13 protein-coding genes are annotated in these 16,940 nt (G+C 70.8%); 7 read left to right on the top strand and 6 right to left on the bottom strand.

Translation table 11 applies throughout. The features are described from left to right. Positions 1 to 46 precede the first annotated feature (46 nt). The gene (locus P2H44_RS03640; protein WP_275762052.1) at positions 47 to 664 is read left to right on the top strand and encodes a YceI family protein; all 618 of its coding nucleotides are present in this window, start codon (positions 47 to 49) and stop codon (positions 662 to 664) included. Positions 665 to 722: 58 nt separating this feature from the next. On the opposite strand, the gene P2H44_RS03635 is transcribed toward P2H44_RS03640, so the two are convergent. Together P2H44_RS03635 and P2H44_RS03630 are read right to left on the bottom strand one after the other, a co-directional pair. Further along, positions 723 to 1,823 (bottom strand): hypothetical protein, encoded by a 1,101-nt coding sequence (locus tag P2H44_RS03635; RefSeq protein WP_275762051.1) that lies wholly within the window; start codon positions 1,821 to 1,823, stop codon positions 723 to 725. 13 nt (positions 1,824 to 1,836) lie between these two features. After that, positions 1,837 to 3,264: an MBOAT family O-acyltransferase gene (locus tag P2H44_RS03630; protein ID WP_275762050.1), complete on the bottom strand. Its 1,428-nt coding sequence runs from the start codon at positions 3,262 to 3,264 to the stop codon at positions 1,837 to 1,839. A gap of 274 nt (positions 3,265 to 3,538) precedes the next feature. On the opposite strand from P2H44_RS03630, the gene P2H44_RS03625 reads away from it, so the two are divergent. Next, positions 3,539 to 6,484: a carbohydrate binding domain-containing protein gene (locus tag P2H44_RS03625; protein ID WP_275762049.1), complete on the top strand. Its 2,946-nt coding sequence runs from the start codon at positions 3,539 to 3,541 to the stop codon at positions 6,482 to 6,484. 34 nt (positions 6,485 to 6,518) lie between these two features. On the opposite strand, the gene P2H44_RS03620 is transcribed toward P2H44_RS03625, so the two are convergent. From P2H44_RS03620 to P2H44_RS03605, 4 genes are all read right to left on the bottom strand, one after another. Further along, complete coding sequence (locus P2H44_RS03620) at positions 6,519 to 8,186, bottom strand: DUF1565 domain-containing protein (RefSeq protein WP_275762048.1); 1,668 nt, start codon at positions 8,184 to 8,186, stop codon at positions 6,519 to 6,521. Between the two features lie 174 nt (positions 8,187 to 8,360). Continuing rightward, positions 8,361 to 8,627, bottom strand: a complete 267-nt coding sequence (locus P2H44_RS03615; protein WP_275762047.1) for a spike base protein, RCAP_Rcc01079 family — start codon at positions 8,625 to 8,627, stop codon at positions 8,361 to 8,363. Positions 8,628 to 8,799: 172 nt separating this feature from the next. Beyond that, on the bottom strand, positions 8,800 to 10,602 hold the full coding sequence (locus P2H44_RS03610; RefSeq protein ID WP_275762046.1) for an ABC transporter ATP-binding protein: 1,803 nt from the start codon (positions 10,600 to 10,602) through the stop codon (positions 8,800 to 8,802). A 137-nt stretch (positions 10,603 to 10,739) separates the two neighbouring features. After that, positions 10,740 to 11,921 (bottom strand): acyltransferase family protein, encoded by a 1,182-nt coding sequence (locus P2H44_RS03605; protein ID WP_275762045.1) that lies wholly within the window; start codon positions 11,919 to 11,921, stop codon positions 10,740 to 10,742. Between the two features lie 204 nt (positions 11,922 to 12,125). Here P2H44_RS03605 and P2H44_RS03600 point away from each other — a divergent pair, with 204 nt between their 5' ends. The 5 genes from P2H44_RS03600 (at position 12,126) to P2H44_RS03580 (ending at position 16,906) form a co-directional block, all read left to right on the top strand. Further along, positions 12,126 to 13,172 carry a glycosyltransferase family 2 protein gene (locus tag P2H44_RS03600; protein ID WP_275762044.1) on the top strand — a complete coding sequence of 349 codons (1,047 nt, stop codon included), beginning with the start codon at positions 12,126 to 12,128 and terminating at the stop codon, positions 13,170 to 13,172. 89 nt (positions 13,173 to 13,261) lie between these two features. Next, positions 13,262 to 14,392 carry a Gfo/Idh/MocA family protein gene (locus P2H44_RS03595; protein WP_275762043.1) on the top strand — a complete coding sequence of 377 codons (1,131 nt, stop codon included), beginning with the start codon at positions 13,262 to 13,264 and terminating at the stop codon, positions 14,390 to 14,392. 4 nt (positions 14,393 to 14,396) lie between these two features. Continuing rightward, a complete protein-coding gene (locus tag P2H44_RS03590) occupies positions 14,397 to 15,296 on the top strand; it encodes a hypothetical protein (protein WP_275762042.1) in 900 nt (299 codons plus the stop codon). Positions 15,297 to 15,337: 41 nt separating this feature from the next. After that, complete coding sequence (locus P2H44_RS03585) at positions 15,338 to 16,177, top strand: WecB/TagA/CpsF family glycosyltransferase (protein WP_275762041.1); 840 nt, start codon at positions 15,338 to 15,340, stop codon at positions 16,175 to 16,177. A gap of 21 nt (positions 16,178 to 16,198) precedes the next feature. Beyond that, positions 16,199 to 16,906 carry a hypothetical protein gene (locus P2H44_RS03580; RefSeq protein WP_275762040.1) on the top strand — a complete coding sequence of 236 codons (708 nt, stop codon included), beginning with the start codon at positions 16,199 to 16,201 and terminating at the stop codon, positions 16,904 to 16,906. Positions 16,907 to 16,940: the final 34 nt, after the last annotated feature.

Here is a 16,940-nt window from a genome sequence, read left to right as displayed (position 1 = left end):
TGCGGAACCTGAGCCCCGCCGCCGCGCCAAGAGGGAGGATGCGCGCATGAGCCGTCTTACGGATCGCCTCCGCCGCGCCGCGCCGGGCCGCGCGCTGGCGGTGACCGCGGCGCTGGCCGCAGGCCTGCTCTGGGCCGGGCCCGCCGCCGCCTATCGCTGGCAGATGGACCGCTCCCACAGCCAGGTGAAGTTCGCGGTCGACCACCTGGGCTATTCGCTGGTCCACGGCTGGTTCCGCGAGTTCGACGCCGACATCGACCTCGACCCCGACGCGGTGGAGCGCGCCAGCGTGACCTTCCGCATCCGGGCCGAGAGCGTGGATACGAACTGGGAGGGGCGCGACCGCTACCTGCGCGGCCCCGACTTCCTCGACGCCGAGGCGCACCCCGTGATCAGCTTCGTGTCGAGCCGGGTGCGCCTGGTCTCGGCCGACGTGGCCGACATCACCGGCGAGCTGACCATCAACGGCGTCACCCGGACCGAGACGCTGCGCGCCCAGCTCAACAAGTACGGCCCCTCGGCGCTGGCGGGGGGCGAGCTGGTCGCGGGCTTCACCGTCACCGGAGAGATCGACCGCACCGCCTACGGCGTCAGCTTCGCCGCCCCCCATGTCGGCAAGACGGTCGAGATCCGGGTGGACATCGAGGCGAGCCCGCGGAACTGACGCCGCGCCGCGAGCCGCGGGCATGGCGAGGCGTCGCCCGCGGCGCCGGGCCCCGCGCTCAGCGGGAAGCGTCGAGGAAGCCCGGCGGCAGGCGCTCCAGGAACAGCGTCCCCAGCCGGTCGTCCACCCGGCGGCGGAAATGCCCGTCCGAGACGAAGGCGGTGGGATCGCGCGGGTCCGCGACCTCGACCGAGGCGACGACCGCCACGCCGGTCTCCTCGAGGGTCGGCGCGACCATGTCCACGAGGTCCCGCCGCCCGCGCTGGTCCTGGATCAGAACGACCACCGGGGTCTGCCCATCCTCGCGAGCGACGCGCGCGAACTCGGCGATCATCCGGCGCAGGATCTCGGCCACCGGGAACTCGCCCCCCTCCTCCACCGCCGCGATCTTGCGCCGCTCGATCGCGCCCTGCGCGAGGGAACGGCGCACCAGCCGGAAGAACGGCGAGACGTCGAGCGCGGGCGCGACGAACGCCTCGCGCGAATACAGGCGGTCGACCTCCGCGACCTGCGCCCGCCAGGCCGCGCCCTCCGCAGGATCGGCGAGGATCGCGAGCTCCTCCTCCGGCGTCTCCACCACCGGCTCGATCCGCACCAGGCCGTCGGCGGAATCGGGCAGGAAGATCGGGTAGGTGAAGGGGGCCGGCTGCTCGAAGGACCAGAAGCGGTTCGAGAACGAGGCCATGCCGTGAAGGCTCGAGGCCAGCACGCCGAGCACCGCCACGTCGCCGGCGCGGCGGTTGGCGCGGTCGTCGAGGAAGGCGGCGAAGGTGAAGTTCGGCGGCGCCCCGGGACCGGAGTGCATTTCCACCCGCAGCGCCGGCGCTTGGCGAGCCGCGGCGGAGACCACGTTGCCCACGAAGGACATGCCATAGACGCGCACCACGGGGGCCGAGGGATCCTCGGCCGCGAAGCTCTCGGCCGAGCGCGCGATCATCGACGCGCGCCAGGCGACGTCGAACAAATTCCCCGGCGCGTCGGGATGCTCGACCCAGGCGCGCAGCTTGCCCGGCACGCTGCGGCCGTATTCGAAGAAGCGCAGGATCGAGCCGCCCTTGCCCGACGCCTCCAGCGCCGAGAGGGCGCCGGCCACGCCCAGGTCCATGACCGCCAGCATCGCGGCCGTCATCGCCAGCATCTTCAGGGCTCGCCGAACCATTCCGCAGCCCTCCTCAGAACTGGAAGTAGATGAAGGCGCCCGAGGGCGTCGCGCCGCCGAAGGCGAGCAGGTAGATCATGCCGGCCCACAAGCCCGCCCGCAGCCAGGCGGGCCAGGGTTCGTAGAAGCGCACGCGCCCGGTCCACTCGGTCGCCACGTCCCAGGCGAAGACGAAGAGGATGCCCGCCAGCGCCCCCATCGGCGGCCGCGGCATCGCGGTGGCGAGCAGCCCCGCGGGATCCAGCGTGGCGAGGCGGGCGGTGAAGTCGACGATCTGGTCGAGAGAGTCGGCGCGGAACAGCAGCCACCCGTAGCAGACCACCTGGAAGAACAGCAGCGCCAGCACGATCCGCTTGAGCGTCGCGCCGAGGCCCGCGCCGGGCGCGCGCTCGCTCCCTCGCCCCGCGACCGCGCGGTGGGCGGACAGCAGCCCTCCCTGGTAGCCCCCCCACAGCACGAAGTTCCACGCCGCCCCGTGCCACAGCCCCCCCAGCAGCATCGTCGCCATCAGGTTGCGATAGGTCTTGAAGCGGGAGCCGCGGTTCCCCCCCAGCGAGATGTAGAGGTAGTCGCGCAGCCAGGTGGAGAGGCTGATGTGCCAGCGCCGCCAGAACTCCTGCGGGTTGGTCGAGAAATAGGGCTGGGCGAAGTTCAGCATCAGATCGAAGCCCAGCATCTTCGCCACGCCCCGCGCGATGTCGGTGTAGCCCGAGAAGTCGCAGTAGATCTGCACCGCGAAGAGCCAGGTCGCCAGCAGCACGTCCGCGCCCGAGGGATCGGGCGCCGCATAGATCGCATCGACCGAGCCCGCCACCCCGTCGGCCACCACCACCTTCTTGATCATCCCGATCAGGCACAGAACCGCCCCGCGGGAGAACTTGTCCCAGGTGATGCGGCGCGGCGCGGCGATCTCGGGCAGCAGGTGGGCGGCGCGCTCGATCGGGCCGGCGACGAGCTGGGGGAAGAAGGCCACGAACAGCGCGAAGTCCAGGAAATCGCGCGTCGGCTCCAGCTTCCGGCGGTAGACGTCGATCGTGTAGCTCAGCGTCTGGAAGGTGAAGAACGAGATCCCGACGGGCAGAATGATGTTCAGCGTGGCGGGATGGGCCGGCAGCCCGAGGTCCGCCATCAGGATCGTGAAGCTCTCGACGAAGAAGCCGAGGTACTTGAAGATCCCCAGCATCCCGAGGTTCAGCGTCAGCGAGACCATCAGCAGCAGGCGGCGCGCCGGCTCCGACCGCTCCGCCTGCATCCGCAGGGCGACGAGATAGTCGATCGCGGTCGACAGCAGGATCAGCCCCAGGAACCGCCAGTCCCACGCGCCGTAGAACACGTAGCTCGCCACCAGCAGCAGCCGGTTCTGCACCCGGTGCGGCGCGGCGACGTAAAGCGTGAAGACGACCGCGAAGAAGACCCAGAAGTGAAGTTCGCTGAAAAGCACAGGGTCCCCCGACCATGCGGGGGCGGCGCGTCCCCATGCGCCCCCGTTCGGCCTCTTGATCGCCGTCGAAGCCTCGCTGCGTCAAGGGGTTCCCGCCGGAGGAGCCTGGCGTCCTGTCGCCGCGCCGATCGCCGGGCGCCGCCGTTGCTTATGGGGCCTCCCGTCCCTAGGTTGCTGCGGAGCCGACGCCTCGATGAGCGGCGCGGACCGGCTTCAGTCGTCCGACGCGCGGGGCCCTGCGCCCAGCGCCCGGCACCCAGAACGGAGGCGATCCATGATGTTCCGCGGCCCGACGCCCGCACGCGCGCCCTCGAGCCCGGGCCCCCTCCGGCGCCTGTCCCGGGCCCTGCGCGGCGGGCTGGCGGGCGCCTGCGCCGCCGGCCTGCTGACCGCCGCCCCCGCCGGCGCCGCCGAGACGGCCCGCTTCCGCGTCGACGACACGGTCGTCAACGCCGACCTGCCCGCCTTCTCGGTGGTGCTGCACGGCCGCGGCGTTCCCAACGGCAGCCGCTTCATCAGCGACAGCTTCGAGCCCGCGATCCGCCGCTACCAGTTCGAGGCGACCGCCGACGCGCCCGACCGGGTGATCGCCCGCGCCGCCGACATCTCGCGATGGGATACGATGCGCGAGGGCGCCTTCAACGGCGCCGAGGTCGAGGTGCTGCGCATCGTCGACGGTGCCTTCCAGCGGATCCGCCTCGACCGGGTCGCCGCCGGCGGCCATCTCGCGAGCGGCTGGCAACCCTACTTCATGGGGCCACGGGAGGCGCTGCCCGCCGGCGCCCGGTCGGTCGATCTTGCATGGGAACCCTGGTACCGCCCGGACGCGGAGACTTGGTTCACCGTGCGCGCCGTCGGAAAATCGGGAGCGATGTCCCCGCCGGCGTCGGCGGTCTCGGCAATCTCTCCCAGGGGCGGCAAGCGCCAGGGCTGGGAGCGGCCCGACGACGAGGTGATCAAGCTCGAAGCGCCCGCGGGTGACGCAAAAGGCGCTGCGCCCGGCGCGCCCACGGGATTGAAAATCGTGCGCTCGGGCCCCCGTCAAGTGCTCAGCTGGTCGCCACCCGCGGACGGGAGCCAGGTAGCGGGCTATGTCGTGTTCCGCTCCGAGACGCCGCCCGAGCGGATGAACGGCTACGCGCTGGTGCTCGAAGACGGGGCAGACGCGGCGTCGATTCGCGCCGGCGATCTGGTGATTCTCCGCGCGACTTTCCCAGACGTGCGGCGCGAGACCTTCTCGACCCACCGCACCTGGAACGCCCAGAACTCGGAGCGCTTGCGCCCCAACGGCCTGAGAGACTGGCCCGGCGACCGGCCCGGCGTCGACTGGCGCCTGCGGCCCCACGTGGCCGGTTCTCCGGTCGAGGCGGGGGGCAGGTCCTATCTCGAACTCGACGTCAACGGCGTGCAGCCTGGCGAGTTCTACGCCGGCGGTGCAGGGGAGATCGGGAACGACTGGTTCCAGGTGCTTCGCCCAGGCGAGACATACCGCGTCGAATTCTGGGCGCGCAGCGAGACGCCCGGCCGCGCGGTGGTGCGCTTCGGCGGCGGCGGGCCCTACACCCGGGCGATCCGTCCGCAGATCGTCGAGACGACCCCGGACTGGAGGCGACTGTCGGTCGAGTTCACGCCCCCCGTCCCCACAGGCGACAAGAACAACCGGCTGCTGATCGAGTTCAACGGGCCCAACGTGTTCTCGATCGACAACCTGCGGGTCTATCGCGCCGACGCGCCTTACCTGGCCCTGCTGCCCGAGGACGAGGCTCGGCTGCGCGACGCGCATCTGTCGGCGATCCGCCTGCAGGCGACGTCGACCACGCGCGAGATGACCTACGACCTCGAACTGGTCACCAACCCCGCCGGCGCGGGCGGGGGCACCCAGGGCGCCAACACGCTGCCCCAGATGCTCGCGCTGGTCGACGGGCTGGGGGTGGATCCCTGGCTGACCTTCGAGCCGCACCTGTCGCAGGACGAGTGGCTCGGCCTGGTCGAATACCTCGCCGCCCCCGCCGACGCCGGCCCCTGGGCGCGCAAGCGCGCCGACCAGGGCCGCGCCGCGCCCTGGACCGACGCGTTCGACCGCATCTACATCGAGCTGGGCAACGAGACCTGGAACCGCATCTACCGCCCCTGGGTCTACGAGACGATGACCGACGCCGCGACCGGAGAGGTCTACGAGCGGGGCGAGGTCTACGGCCTGTTCTTCCAGCACGTGATCGACGAGATGCGCGCCAGCCCCTGGTGGCAGGCGGCGGGACTGGACGACAAGGTCAGGTTCGTGATCGGCGGGTGGGACATCAACTCCTACGGCCCCGACGCCGCCCGGCGTGCGCCGTCGGCCGACCTGATGACGGTCGGCGCATACATCATGGGGCTCGACGGCCGACAGGACCTGCCGTCAAGGACACCCGAGACCTTTTTGAGCGTGCTGAACTGGGTCACCCAGGCCTCCCTGCGCCATACCAGGCGACAGATCGACCTGATTCACGAGGTGGAGCGGGAGACGGGCCGCAAGATCGAGCTGGGCACCTACGAGGCCGGCCCCGGCTACGTGATGCGCGTGAACAAGAAGCGTCTGTCGCCCGAGGCCTGGCGCATCCAGGAATCGGTGATGAAGAGCCAGGCCGCCGGCACGGCCACGCTCGACAACTTCCTGATGCGCGCCGCGGCCGGCTACCGGATGCAGACCTATTTCCACTACGACACAGGCGGGCTCTGGGCCTCGCACGCCAACTGGCCGGAGGGGGGGCACGACTATCCGGGCTGGCGGCTGCTGCGCCTCTTCAACACCGAGGCGACGGGCGACATGCTGCAGGTCGACACGCTCTCGGTTCCCAGCGCCGACCTTCCCAAGCTCCGCCATTTCGACGCCGTGCCCGACGCGCCCCTGGCGGGCGTCTACGCCACCCGCCGGGGCGACCGGCTGAGCGTGTTCGTGCTGTCGCGCCGGATCCCCGGCGTGCCGGAGGCCGGAGACTCGGGCTGCATGCCGGTCGAGATCGACCTGCCGATCCGCTCGGCGAAGTCGCTGACCCTGCACCGCATGGCCGCCCCCTACGACGCCGAGAACTCGCTCGAGGAGCAGGTGAAGCTGGAGACGCTGAGCCTGACGCCGCCCGCCGACGCCTCGAAGCTGGTGGTCGACGAGACCACCGGCGGGCAGGCCTGCGGCCTGCCGCCGGCGGCGAGCTACCTCTACGTCTTCGACGGGGCCGGCTGACCGCCGGCCCTCGCCTCGCGACGCGGACCGCGCCTCAGGACGGAAGCGTGCCGGCCGCGACCGCGCCCGTCCCCTCGGTCGTCACGGTCCAGCCGGCGTAGTCGTCGTAGACCGTCGCCGAGCCGCCGTCGCCGACGAACAGGTCGGTGACCGCGTCCGGGTGGTGGGTGATCCCCGCCAGGTGCATCGTCATCGCGTGCGTGGCGCCCGACAGCCCCGCCATGATGTTGGCGGCGTCGTCGATCTGGAAGCCGCCCACCGTGCAGCCGCCCATCACCCGCACGCCGGCGCCGATGTCGTTCACCGTGCGCGAGGCGCCCTCGTAGACGGAGTTGATCGACAGCACCGCGGAGCCGTGCCCGGTCGAGGCGTTGTTGGCCGAGTTCGACCCGCACAGCCCGACCACGCAGCCGATCTCGACCCCCACGCCGCCGCCGTAGTCGCAGGCGTCGCCGGTGAAGCCGCCGCCGATCAGGCAGCCGACGTAGATCGTCGCGCCCCCGGCGAAGTCGGTGTTGTCCGCCCCACCGCCCGAGCAGATCACGCAGTCCTCGGCGACGAACGCGCTCGCCGCATCGCCGCCGAGCGTGACGCCCGCGAAGATGACGCCCCGGACGTAGATGGCGCTCGAGGCCAGCGTCACCGTGTGCGGGGTCGAGGAGACGAGGACGATGGTCGCGTCCTCCTCCCCGCGGATGTCGCGGCGATCGGAGGCGGCGATGTAGGCGAGGCTCGACCCCGTCCAGATCGCCGGCACGCCCGCATCCAGCGCCGCCTGGAAGATCGCGTTGCCCTGCCGGCGCAGGGCGACCTGGGGCCGCCCCAGCCGGGTCAGCGTCAGGTCGATCATGTTGGAGACCGAGCCGCTGGCGGGCGTCGCCTTCCACGCCCCGGCCCCCGCCACGCCCGAGCCGTCGGTCCAGGTCACGTCGGCCGAGCCCAGGAACGCCCCCACGATCACCTCGCCCGTTCCGATCAGGGTCAGGGTCTTGCCGGAGATCACGCCCAGGTTCTCGGGATAGCGGCCGGCAGCGATCTCGATCCGGGTCTCGGCCGCGCCGGCCTCGAGGATCGCCTTGCCGATGGTCGCGTAGGGCGCGCCGGAGGAGCCGTCGCCGGTCCCGTCGTCCCCGGCCGAGGCGCTGACGTGCAGCACGTTCGGCCCGGCATACGCGTAGGCCGCGGCGTCGTAGTCGGTCGAAAACTCGCCCGTCGCGGGCGTGTAGTAGGCCTTCACCGGGAAGATGTCGCCCGCGGGCGACCACTCCACCGACGCCGGGGTCGCGACGACCTCGACCGCGAAGGCGATCTCGGCGGCGCCGGAGGAGTTGCCGGCGCGGACCCGCCAGGTCCCGGCCGCGCCCGGGGCGGCCGGAGCGCTCCAGGCGATCGCGCCCGTGTCCGGGTCGATCGAGGCCCAGCCCGGCGCATCCAGGAGCGCGAAGACCAGGTTGGCGCCCGTGAAGACCGCGCCCGCGTCGATGACGCCCGAGGTCCCGGCCTGCAGGTCCTGGGCGGCCAGCGCGCCGGCGGCGGGCGTCGTGTCGGCGACGATGCTGCGCGCCCGCGAGGGGCCGAGGCTGACGACCTCGACCTCGACGCCCGCGCCCGGCTGGAAGGATCCGCCGGGGGCCTCGGTCCAGGCGTCGTCGGCGGCGCCGACGGGGCGCCAGAAATAGGTGAGGGCAGGAAGGGTGGCCATCAGTCTCGCGCCTCCGCCGTGATCGATCCGTCCGCGTTCGAAAGCCGCGGAGCCGGGGCCTGTCGGCCCTCGGCCAGGACGACGCCGTCGTCGTTGGTCAGCCGCGGCCCGCCGGGGCCGCGCCGCATCATCGCGCCCAGGCGCGCGAACAGGCCGCGGAACATGCGCGCGGCCTCAGACGACGATCAGGGCGTGAAGGCCCGAGGCGGTGGTGCCGGTGGCCAGCACCTGGCGCATGCCGCACAGGATCCAGCCGTTGTCGGCGGCCTCGACGTCGCGGGTGAAGCCGGCCTCGGAGACGAAGCTCACCCGGCCGCCGACCTCGACGTAGAGCCCCACGGCCACCTGCGGCAGGGGATCGGCGTCGCTGGGCGTGACGGGAAGGTAGTCGCGGGCCGGCCCCGACAGGGCGAGGACGCGGTCGTCGAAAGGATTCTGCATGGCGGACTCCCGGCGCCGTCCCGGTCGCGCCGGGAGGGGCGCAGACATGGCTCGGAACAGGAAGACGCGCGGGCGGACCCCGGACGAGGGGTCGGCCGCGCGCTCCGCCATCATGGGGGCGGTATGGTTTAGATCTCGTTTACGCCGACGTCGCGCAGACCGCCCGGCCCGTTCAGGACGTGCCCAGCGCCATCTCGCGGAACGTGTCGGAGCGCTCGATCAGCTCGTCGTAGGTCCCCGCGGCCGAGACCGCCCCGCGCTCCAGCAGGAAGATCCGGTCGCAGTTGCGCACCGTCGACAGCCGGTGGGCGACCATCACGATGGTCTTGCTGCCGCCCAGCCGCGCGACCGCGTCGATCACCGCGCGCTCGGTGATGTTGTCGAGCGCCGAGGTCGCCTCGTCCATGATCAGCACGTCGGGATCGTGGTAGAGCGCCCGCGCGATCCCCACCCGCTGCCGCTGGCCGCCGGAGAGACGCGCGCCGCGATCCCCCACGCGGGTCTCGTAGCCCTGCGGCAGCTCGTTCACGACGAAGTCGTGCAGCTCGGCCATGCGGGCGGCCCGCTCGACGGCGGCGTCGTCGATGTCCTCGGACTTCAGACCGAAGGCGATGTTCTCGCGCACCGTGGCGTCGATCAGGAAGATGTGCTGCGGCACATAGCCGATCGAGCGGCGCCAGGCCCGCAGCATGTCCTCGCCCTCGACCTTGCGGCCGTCGACCGTCAGCGCGCCGCCCCGCGGCGGCAGCAGGCCCAGCAGGATGTCCATCGCGGTCGACTTGCCCGCCCCGGTGCCGCCGACGATGCCGACGGTAGCGTGGGCGGGGATCTCGATGGTCAGCGCCTCCAGCGCCGTGCGCTCGGCGTTGGGATAGCTGTAGTCGACCGCCTCCAGCGCCAGACGCTCGCGCAGATGCAGCGGCTCGGGCGCGGGGCCCGAGGGCAGGCTGCGCGTCTCGGCCGACTTGATGTCGTCGTAGACCGAGTTCAGCGCGCTGGCGTTGAAGCGGATCTGCGACATCGACCGATAGACCAGCTGCATCGCCGGCAGCATCCGCGCGCCGGCGAGCGCGTAGATGCCGATCACCGGCAGGATCTGCGACAGATTCCCGTTCTCGGACACCATCAGCAGCAGCAGCACCAGGATCATGCCGCCGAAAGCCACGCCCTCCAGCAAATGGCGCGGCACCTCGGCCAGGATCCGACTGCTGGCCTGGGCTTTGGCGTAGATCATCGCCGGACGATCGAACCGGTCGAGCGCGCCCTGCTCCAGCCCCAGCACCTTGAGCTCCTTCGCGCCCATCATCGCGTCCTGGGTGAAGCGATAGCGCAGACCCTGGGACTCGAAGCGCCGCTCGCCCATCAGCGCGACCCGCTTGCGCACGCGGGAGAAGATCAGGACGTAGGCCCCGCCCACTACCGCAGCCATCAGCAGCGCCGCGAACGGGTTCACCAAGATCATCAACACGACCATCGCGGTCACGATCGAAGTGTTGGCCATCAGGTCTAGCGAGGGGTAGAGCACGCCGTTGACCATCTGCCCCACCTCGTTCAGCACCGCCTTTGTCAGATCGGCGCTGTGGCGGCCCAGGAACCACTCGTGCGGCTGGGACATGTAGCTGCGCAGGAGCCGCGTGGTGATCGAGAACTCGCGGTAGGAGCCGAACCGATATAGCGCCCAGGCGGTGAAGGCGCGGATGGCGATCGCGCCGGTGAAGATCACGAAGACCGCCAGGCCCATGACCAGGATGAAGCTGCGCGGCTCCTCGAAGCCCAGCAGCGCGTTCGCGCGGGCCAGCCAGGGGTTGGTCTCGATCAGGCCGGGCTCGGCCATCACCCCGATCAGCGGGAAGATCGCCGCGACGCCGGCCATGTTCGCGACGCCCATCAGGATCACCAGCACGACCAGCAGGCGGAAGCGTCGCCGCTCCCGCGCGTCGAGCAGGTACATCAGCTTGCGGAACACAGCCAGCATTCGTCGTCCAATCCCTCGTCGCCCCACGCCGGGCCGCTCCCCGCAGCGTCATACCGCGGATCCTTCAGGAAAATGAAGACGACGACGCGCCGCGACCCCGTTGCATTGCGACGCGGCCCTCCCGCCCCGCCCGGGGATCAGCCCGAAGCCGCCGGCCGCGCGAAGGACCGGGGCCTTGCCGCCGACGACGACAGCCGCGCCCGCAGCCAAGCCTGGGCGGGCCGCTCGAACCCGCGGAACGCCAGCCAGGACAGGCCGAAGACGACGACGAGGTATCCCGCCGCGAAGGCCGGCGACAGCACCGCCTCGAGCGGAACCGCCCCCGTCGCGGCCGTGAGCAGGAACAGCATCTGCAAGGGCGAATGCAGCAAGTAGCTGGCGTAGGTCAGGTCGCCCGCGCGGCTCGCCCCCGCCAGCAGGCGGAGCGCCGCGCCCCCCGGCGCGCGGCGGCGCAGGAGGGATTCGGCGAAAGCCAGCGCCAGAAGCCCCAGGCCGAAGGCTGGAAGCACGAGCAGCGTCAGCGGGATCCGCGCCGCCATGCCGGGCGCCGCCGCCTCCAGCGCCGCCCAGCCCGCGCCCCAGGCGAGCCCCCCCGCGAGGGCGAAAGCCGCGGAGCGCTCCACGCTCCAGGCCGCGCCCAGCCGCCACGCCCGATGCGCCGCGCAGCCCGCGAAAAAGTACACCCCGCACAACGCCGGCATCAGCCCGGTCGCGGCGAACAGAACGCCGAACCCCAGCCCGAAGGCCCCGATGCGCGGCAGCGAGGGCGCGCCCATGCGCAGGAACCCCAGGAACGCCCCGTAGGCCACGATCTCGGCCGAGACCGACCAGATCGGCCCGTTGAAGGACTGCGCCTCGGTGAACCAGTTCGACGCGAACAGCAGCTGCATCGCGAAATGGGCGAGGTCGTTGTTCTGGTAGATCTGCCAGCCCCCCGTCAACCGCATCGAAACTGCCTGGATCGCCGCCACGGCGAGCAGGGTCGCGAGATGCAGCGGATAGAGCCGCGAGACCCGGTTCACCGCATAGGCCCGCCCCGAGATCCGCCCCGCCCGGGCGCCGTAGGCGTGCAGCAGCACGAAGCCCGAGATCATCCAGAACAGCATCACCGCCAGCGAGCCGTGGCGCGTCAGGAGGCCCAGCGCCTCGAACCACTGCAGGGCCTTCAGGTCCGCGAGCGTCGCCTGGCTCTCGATCCCGTAGCCCCGGAAGAAGTTCTTGTAGTGAAAGACCACGATCGCGACGGCGGCCAGCGCGCGCAGCAGGTCGATAGACAGGATCTGCCCCTCGCCGTCCTCCGTCGCCGCCCGCCTTCGCATGGCCGCCTCCTCCGTCGCGCCCGCACTTGGCGTCCAGTGGAGTCCCGTCAACCTTTCCAAAAAGTTAACAAGAATCGCGCCCCTCCCCCGCGACGTCTGGCCCGCCCCCTGCATGCGCCGCCCCCGCTTCCGCGAAGGCCCCCGCGCGGCTATGGTGCGCCCGGCGCGCGGGATGGGGCCCGGGCGCCGAACCTGTGGGGGGGCATGGACCAGACCGCATCATCCGGGCGGGTCGCCGCGGTCGCCATCGGGCGCAACGAGGGCGCACGCCTGCTCGCGTGCCTCGATTCGCTCGCCAGGCAGGTTTCCCGCGTCGTCTACGTCGATTCCGGATCCACCGACGGCAGCCGTGAGGCCGCTGCAATGCGCGGCGCGATCGTCGAGACGCTGGACATGAGCCGTCCGTTCACCGCGGCTCGCGCCCGCAACGCCGGCGTCGCCCGCTTGCTGTCCGAGTGCGACGCCGTCGGCGAGCCGGCGCCCGAGTTCATCCAGTTCATCGACGGCGACTGCATTATGGACCCCGACTGGATCGCGACCGCGCGGGCTTTCATGATCGACCGTCCCGTCGCCGCCGTCGCCTGCGGCCGCTTGCGCGAGCGCTTCCCGGAGGCGTCCATCTACAATCGCATGTGCAATCGAGAGTGGGATACGCCCGTAGGCCTCGCGAAGGCCTGTGGAGGCATCGCCATGATGAGGCTTTCCGCGTTCGAGGCCGCCGGCGGCTTCGATCCCCGCCTGATCGCCGGCGAGGAACCGGAACTCTGTCTCCGGATGCGCACCGTTGGGTGGGAGATCCATCGCATCGACGCCGAAATGGCTCTTCATGACGCCGACATGCATCATTTCGGCCAATGGTGGACCCGGATGCGCCGCGCTGGCTATGCGTGGGCGGAAGGCGCGGCGATTCACGGCGCAACCCCGGAACGCTACAACGTCTCAGGCCTCATGCGGGCGGTGGTCTGGGGCATCGCGTTGCCGACCTTCGTGCTTGCAATGGCTGCGCTCATTCACCCGGCGTTCTTGGCGCTGGGGCTGGCGTGGCCGCTGCAGGTGGTGCGCCTCGCGCGCCGCGGCGGCTGGGGGCGCGACGCGTGGGAGACGGCAATCTTCTTCACCCTGGGGAAGTTCGCGGAGGCGCAAGGCGTGCTGCGCTACGTTTTCGCTCGACTGCTGCGCCGGCCCGCAACGATCATCGAATACAGAGCATCCAAGAAAGCCGGCGATGGACTGGAGGTTGCGCGGAAATAGCGCTTTGCGCCTCGTTCATCTCTCGATCATACAACGGGGCGTCGTGCGTGCGCCGCGCCCCCCGGACCACTGAACGCGGATACATCTGAATGTCGAATTCCCCCGCCAGCGCCAGCGCCGAGTCCCTGCGCATCGGCGTCGTCGGCCTGGGCAAGATGGGCCTGTCCCACTTCGCGCTCGTCAACGCCCATCCGCGGACCGAGACGGTGATCTGCGACGCGACCGGCTACCTGGTCGACACGCTGGGGCGCTACGTCTCGAACACGATCTACAAGGACTTCGACAAGATGCTGGCCGAGGGCGGGCTGGACGCGGTGGTCATCGCCACCCCCTCCCGCCTGCACGCGCCGATGGTGCGCAAGGCGCTCGACCGCGGCCTGCATGTCTTCTGCGAGAAGCCCTTCTGCCTCGACCCGGCCGACTCGCTGTCGCTGGCCGAGGCGGGCGAGGCCGCCAGCCTCGTCACCCAGGTCGGCTACCACTACCGCTACGTCGGCGCCTTCCAGGAGATGAAGCGCATCCTCGCCTCGGGCGCGCTCGGCCGCCCGACGCACGCGCTGGCCGAGGCCTACGGGCCGGTGGTCCTGCGCCCCAAGCGCTCCACCTGGCGGACCACGAAGGAGGAGGGCGGCGGCTGCCTCTACGACTACGCCGCCCACCCGCTGAACCTGCTGAACTGGCTGTTCGGACGGCCGACCTCGGTGACGGGCTGCGTGCTGAACTCGATCTTCTCGGCCGACACCGACGACGAGGTCTATGCCACGCTCGGCTTCGCCGACGGGGTCAGCGCCCAGCTCTCGGTCAACTGGTCGGACGAGTCGCACCGCAAGATGTCGACCTCGGTCACCATCTCCGGCACCAACGGCAAGCTCTTCGCCGACCGGCAGGAGTGCCGCCTGTTCCTGCGCGAGAAGCACCCCGCCCTGCCCGACTACGACGAGGGCTGGAACGTGCGCTACACCACCGACCTGACCCGGCAGAGCTGGTTCTACCTCCGCGGCGAGGAATACTCGAACCAGATCGACGATTTCGTGACCGCCTCGCTGGCCGGCGACGGCGCGCTGCGCGAGGTCGAGAACGACTTTCGCTCGGCCGCGGTGACCGACGAGACCATCGCCCGCATCCTGGCGGGCGGCGACGACCTGGCGGCGATCGCCGCCGCGCGCCCGCGGCCGGCGGCGAAGCGCGGCTGGCTGGCGCGCATGGGCATGGGGGGCTGAGGCGATGGAACGGCTGCTGTTCGGCGACAACCAGTTCTTCGGCATCAACCACATGTCGGAGGAGAAGGCCCGCGCCCAGCTGATGCGCTTCTCGGACCTCGACGCGATCATGAAGGTGCTCGAGGCCGCCTACGACGAGGGGCTGCGCGTCTTCATGTGCACCACCCACGACCGGGTGGCCGAGATCTGCGACCGGGTCCGCGCCGATCCTTCGCGGTGGGACGGGTTCCAGTTCTACCCCTGCATGCCCTACGCCCATAAGTATGCGAACGCCGTCACCGACCACGGCATGTGGGGCGCGGCGATGCACTTCATGCCCGACGACGGGGTGCTGAAGACGGCGCTGCGCGGCGGCGCCTCGCTGGCGCGCAAGGACATCGAGGGGGTTATGAAGATCCTCGTCGACGCCGAGATGAAGATGTTCGCGGGCCTCCCGACCCCGGTGATCTTCCTGCAGAACGTGGTGACCGACCTGCTGATGGGCATGGGCATGGCCCAGGCCTTCCGCATCTTCCACGACCACGTGGTGGAGCGCTACGGGGCCGAGCCCGCCTACATCACCATGAACATGCCGATGCTGCTGGACATGCTGGAGTCGGTGGGGATCGAGAACCCGATCATCTGCTCGAACATCAACAAGATCGGCTTCCGCACCTGCGGCGGCCTCGACCTCTACGAGAAGACCCTGCGCGAGCGGAAGCTGCGCGCCATCGCCATGTCCGTCTACGCCTCGGGCGCGATCCCGCCCGAGGAGGCGCTGGACTGGGTCTGCAACCTGCCCAACCTCGAGGCCATCGTCTTCGGCGCCTCGAGCCGCGGCAACATCCGCAACACCCGCGAGCTGGTCGAGCGGCGCTGGGGCCCGTCGACCTCGGCCTCCGCCGCCGCGGCCGCCGCAGAGTGACCTCGCCTCCGGCCGAGAGCCGATCCCGAGAGGAGCGACCCTTGACCTCGACCGCCGACACCGGCGCCGCCGTTCCCGCCCCCGCCGCGCCTGCGGCGGGCCGGATGGGCGACCGCCACCGCGTCGTGAAGCTGCTGAACGCCTACGTCCACGACGTGACCATGGACGAGGTGGTGCGCGAGTTCGACCGCGGCCTGCTGCTGACGCTGCATGTCGACATGATCATGAAGCTGCAGTCGGACCGCGAGTTCCACGCGATCCTCGACGAGTTCGACGTGATCACCTGCGACAGCCAGATCCTGTATTTCGCGACCAAGTTCCTCGGCACGCCGGTGCGCGAGCGGGTGTCCGGCTCGGACTTCTTTCCGCGCTACTACATGCACCACAAGGACGACCCCGACGTCCGCATCTTCATCTGCGGCGGACAGCCCGGCGTGGCGGAGATCGCGCGCGACAAGATCAACGCCAAGGTGGGCCGCGAGATCATCGTGGGCGTCGACGCGCCCTCGTTCGACTTCGACCGCGACCCGGCCGAGAGCGAGCGGATCATCAAGGCGGTCGAGGACTCGGGCGCCACGGTGCTGCTGGTGGGCCTGGGCGGCGGCCGGCAGGAGAAGTTCATCGTCGCCAACCGCCACCGCTTCACGAACATCCACACCTTCCTGCCCCTGGGCGGGACCATCGACTACGAGGCCGGCTCCTTCGTGCGTCCGCCCGCGTGGATCACCGAGTGGGGGTTCGAGTGGCTCTACCGCCTGGTGAAGGAGCCGCGGCAGCGCTGGCATCGCTACGTGGTGCACCAGCCGCCGGTGCTGTGGCACCTGCTGCGCCAGAAGCTGGGCCTCTACCGCGACCCGTTCGCGACGTCGGACAAGCCGTGACCATGGCCGGGGGTCCCCGCCATGGCTGATCGCGCGGATCGCCCGGAGAAGATCTTCGTGCTCGGCATGGGCGCGGTGAAGGGCGGCACCACGTGGCTGGCCAAGTACCTGCAAAGCTACCCGGAATTCCACAAGGGCGTGATGAAGGAGCCCCGGATCTGGGAGACGCGGACCCGGCCGGAGTTCGACGAATACACCATCCCCCTGTGGCAGGTGCGGGACCTGGGCCATGCCTTCCGCTGGACCTTCCGCACCTTCCCCTTCACCTATTTCTGGTTCCTCGACCGGGTCTTCCGCCGCCACCAGGTGCGCATCACCGCGGACCTGAGCCCCACCTACACCTCGCTCGACGCCGAGACGCTGCGCCGGATCCGCGACGGGTTCGCGCGGCGCGGCGTGACGGTGAAGCCGGTCCTGCTGATGCGCGACCCTGTGGAGCGGATCTGGAGCCAGGTGCGCATGGTCATGCGCCGCGGCGTTCCTGAGCGCTACATCCGCATCGACCTCGACGTCGAGGGCAACCTCCGCCACTTCCACCCCAGCGTGCAGTGCCGCCGGCTGACTGCCCCCCTCGGCCTGCCCTCCAAGGCGGAGCTGGCAAAGACCGCGGAAGCGTGCCGCGACGCGCACGATTCTTCCGCCGAGCGTTTCTCTGAGGCGCGAAGGTGGTGGTCTGGTCACCGCCTGTCGGCCCCGCCGACCGCGGCCAAGGGCTCCGCCTCCGCTTGAGGGAGGCGCGGGCGCCCGCCGCTGGATCGAACCA

The sequence above is a fragment of the Albimonas marina genome (genome assembly GCF_029223255.1).
Lineage (GTDB): Bacteria > Pseudomonadota > Alphaproteobacteria > Rhodobacterales > Rhodobacteraceae > Albimonas.
Note: the sequence above shows the minus strand (reverse complement) of the source record. Positions and strands in the feature narration are given on the sequence as shown.

Excerpts from the sequence above, each read along its gene's own strand:
- P2H44_RS03635 (WP_275762051.1), bottom strand. The coding sequence starts at position 1,823 with ATGGTTCGGCGAGCCCTGAAGATGCTGGCGATGACGGCCGCGATGCTG.
- P2H44_RS03595 (WP_275762043.1), top strand. The coding sequence starts at position 13,262 with ATGTCGAATTCCCCCGCCAGCGCCAGCGCCGAGTCCCTGCGCATCGGC.
- P2H44_RS03610 (WP_275762046.1), bottom strand. The coding sequence starts at position 10,602 with ATGCTGGCTGTGTTCCGCAAGCTGATGTACCTGCTCGACGCGCGGGAG.
- P2H44_RS03580 (WP_275762040.1), top strand. The coding sequence starts at position 16,199 with ATGGCTGATCGCGCGGATCGCCCGGAGAAGATCTTCGTGCTCGGCATG.
- P2H44_RS03640 (WP_275762052.1), top strand. The coding sequence starts at position 47 with ATGAGCCGTCTTACGGATCGCCTCCGCCGCGCCGCGCCGGGCCGCGCG.
- P2H44_RS03620 (WP_275762048.1), bottom strand. The coding sequence starts at position 8,186 with ATGGCCACCCTTCCTGCCCTCACCTATTTCTGGCGCCCCGTCGGCGCC.
- P2H44_RS03590 (WP_275762042.1), top strand. The coding sequence starts at position 14,397 with ATGGAACGGCTGCTGTTCGGCGACAACCAGTTCTTCGGCATCAACCAC.
- P2H44_RS03605 (WP_275762045.1), bottom strand. The coding sequence starts at position 11,921 with ATGCGAAGGCGGGCGGCGACGGAGGACGGCGAGGGGCAGATCCTGTCT.
- P2H44_RS03600 (WP_275762044.1), top strand. The coding sequence starts at position 12,126 with ATGGACCAGACCGCATCATCCGGGCGGGTCGCCGCGGTCGCCATCGGG.
- P2H44_RS03625 (WP_275762049.1), top strand. The coding sequence starts at position 3,539 with ATGATGTTCCGCGGCCCGACGCCCGCACGCGCGCCCTCGAGCCCGGGC.
- P2H44_RS03615 (WP_275762047.1), bottom strand. The coding sequence starts at position 8,627 with ATGCAGAATCCTTTCGACGACCGCGTCCTCGCCCTGTCGGGGCCGGCC.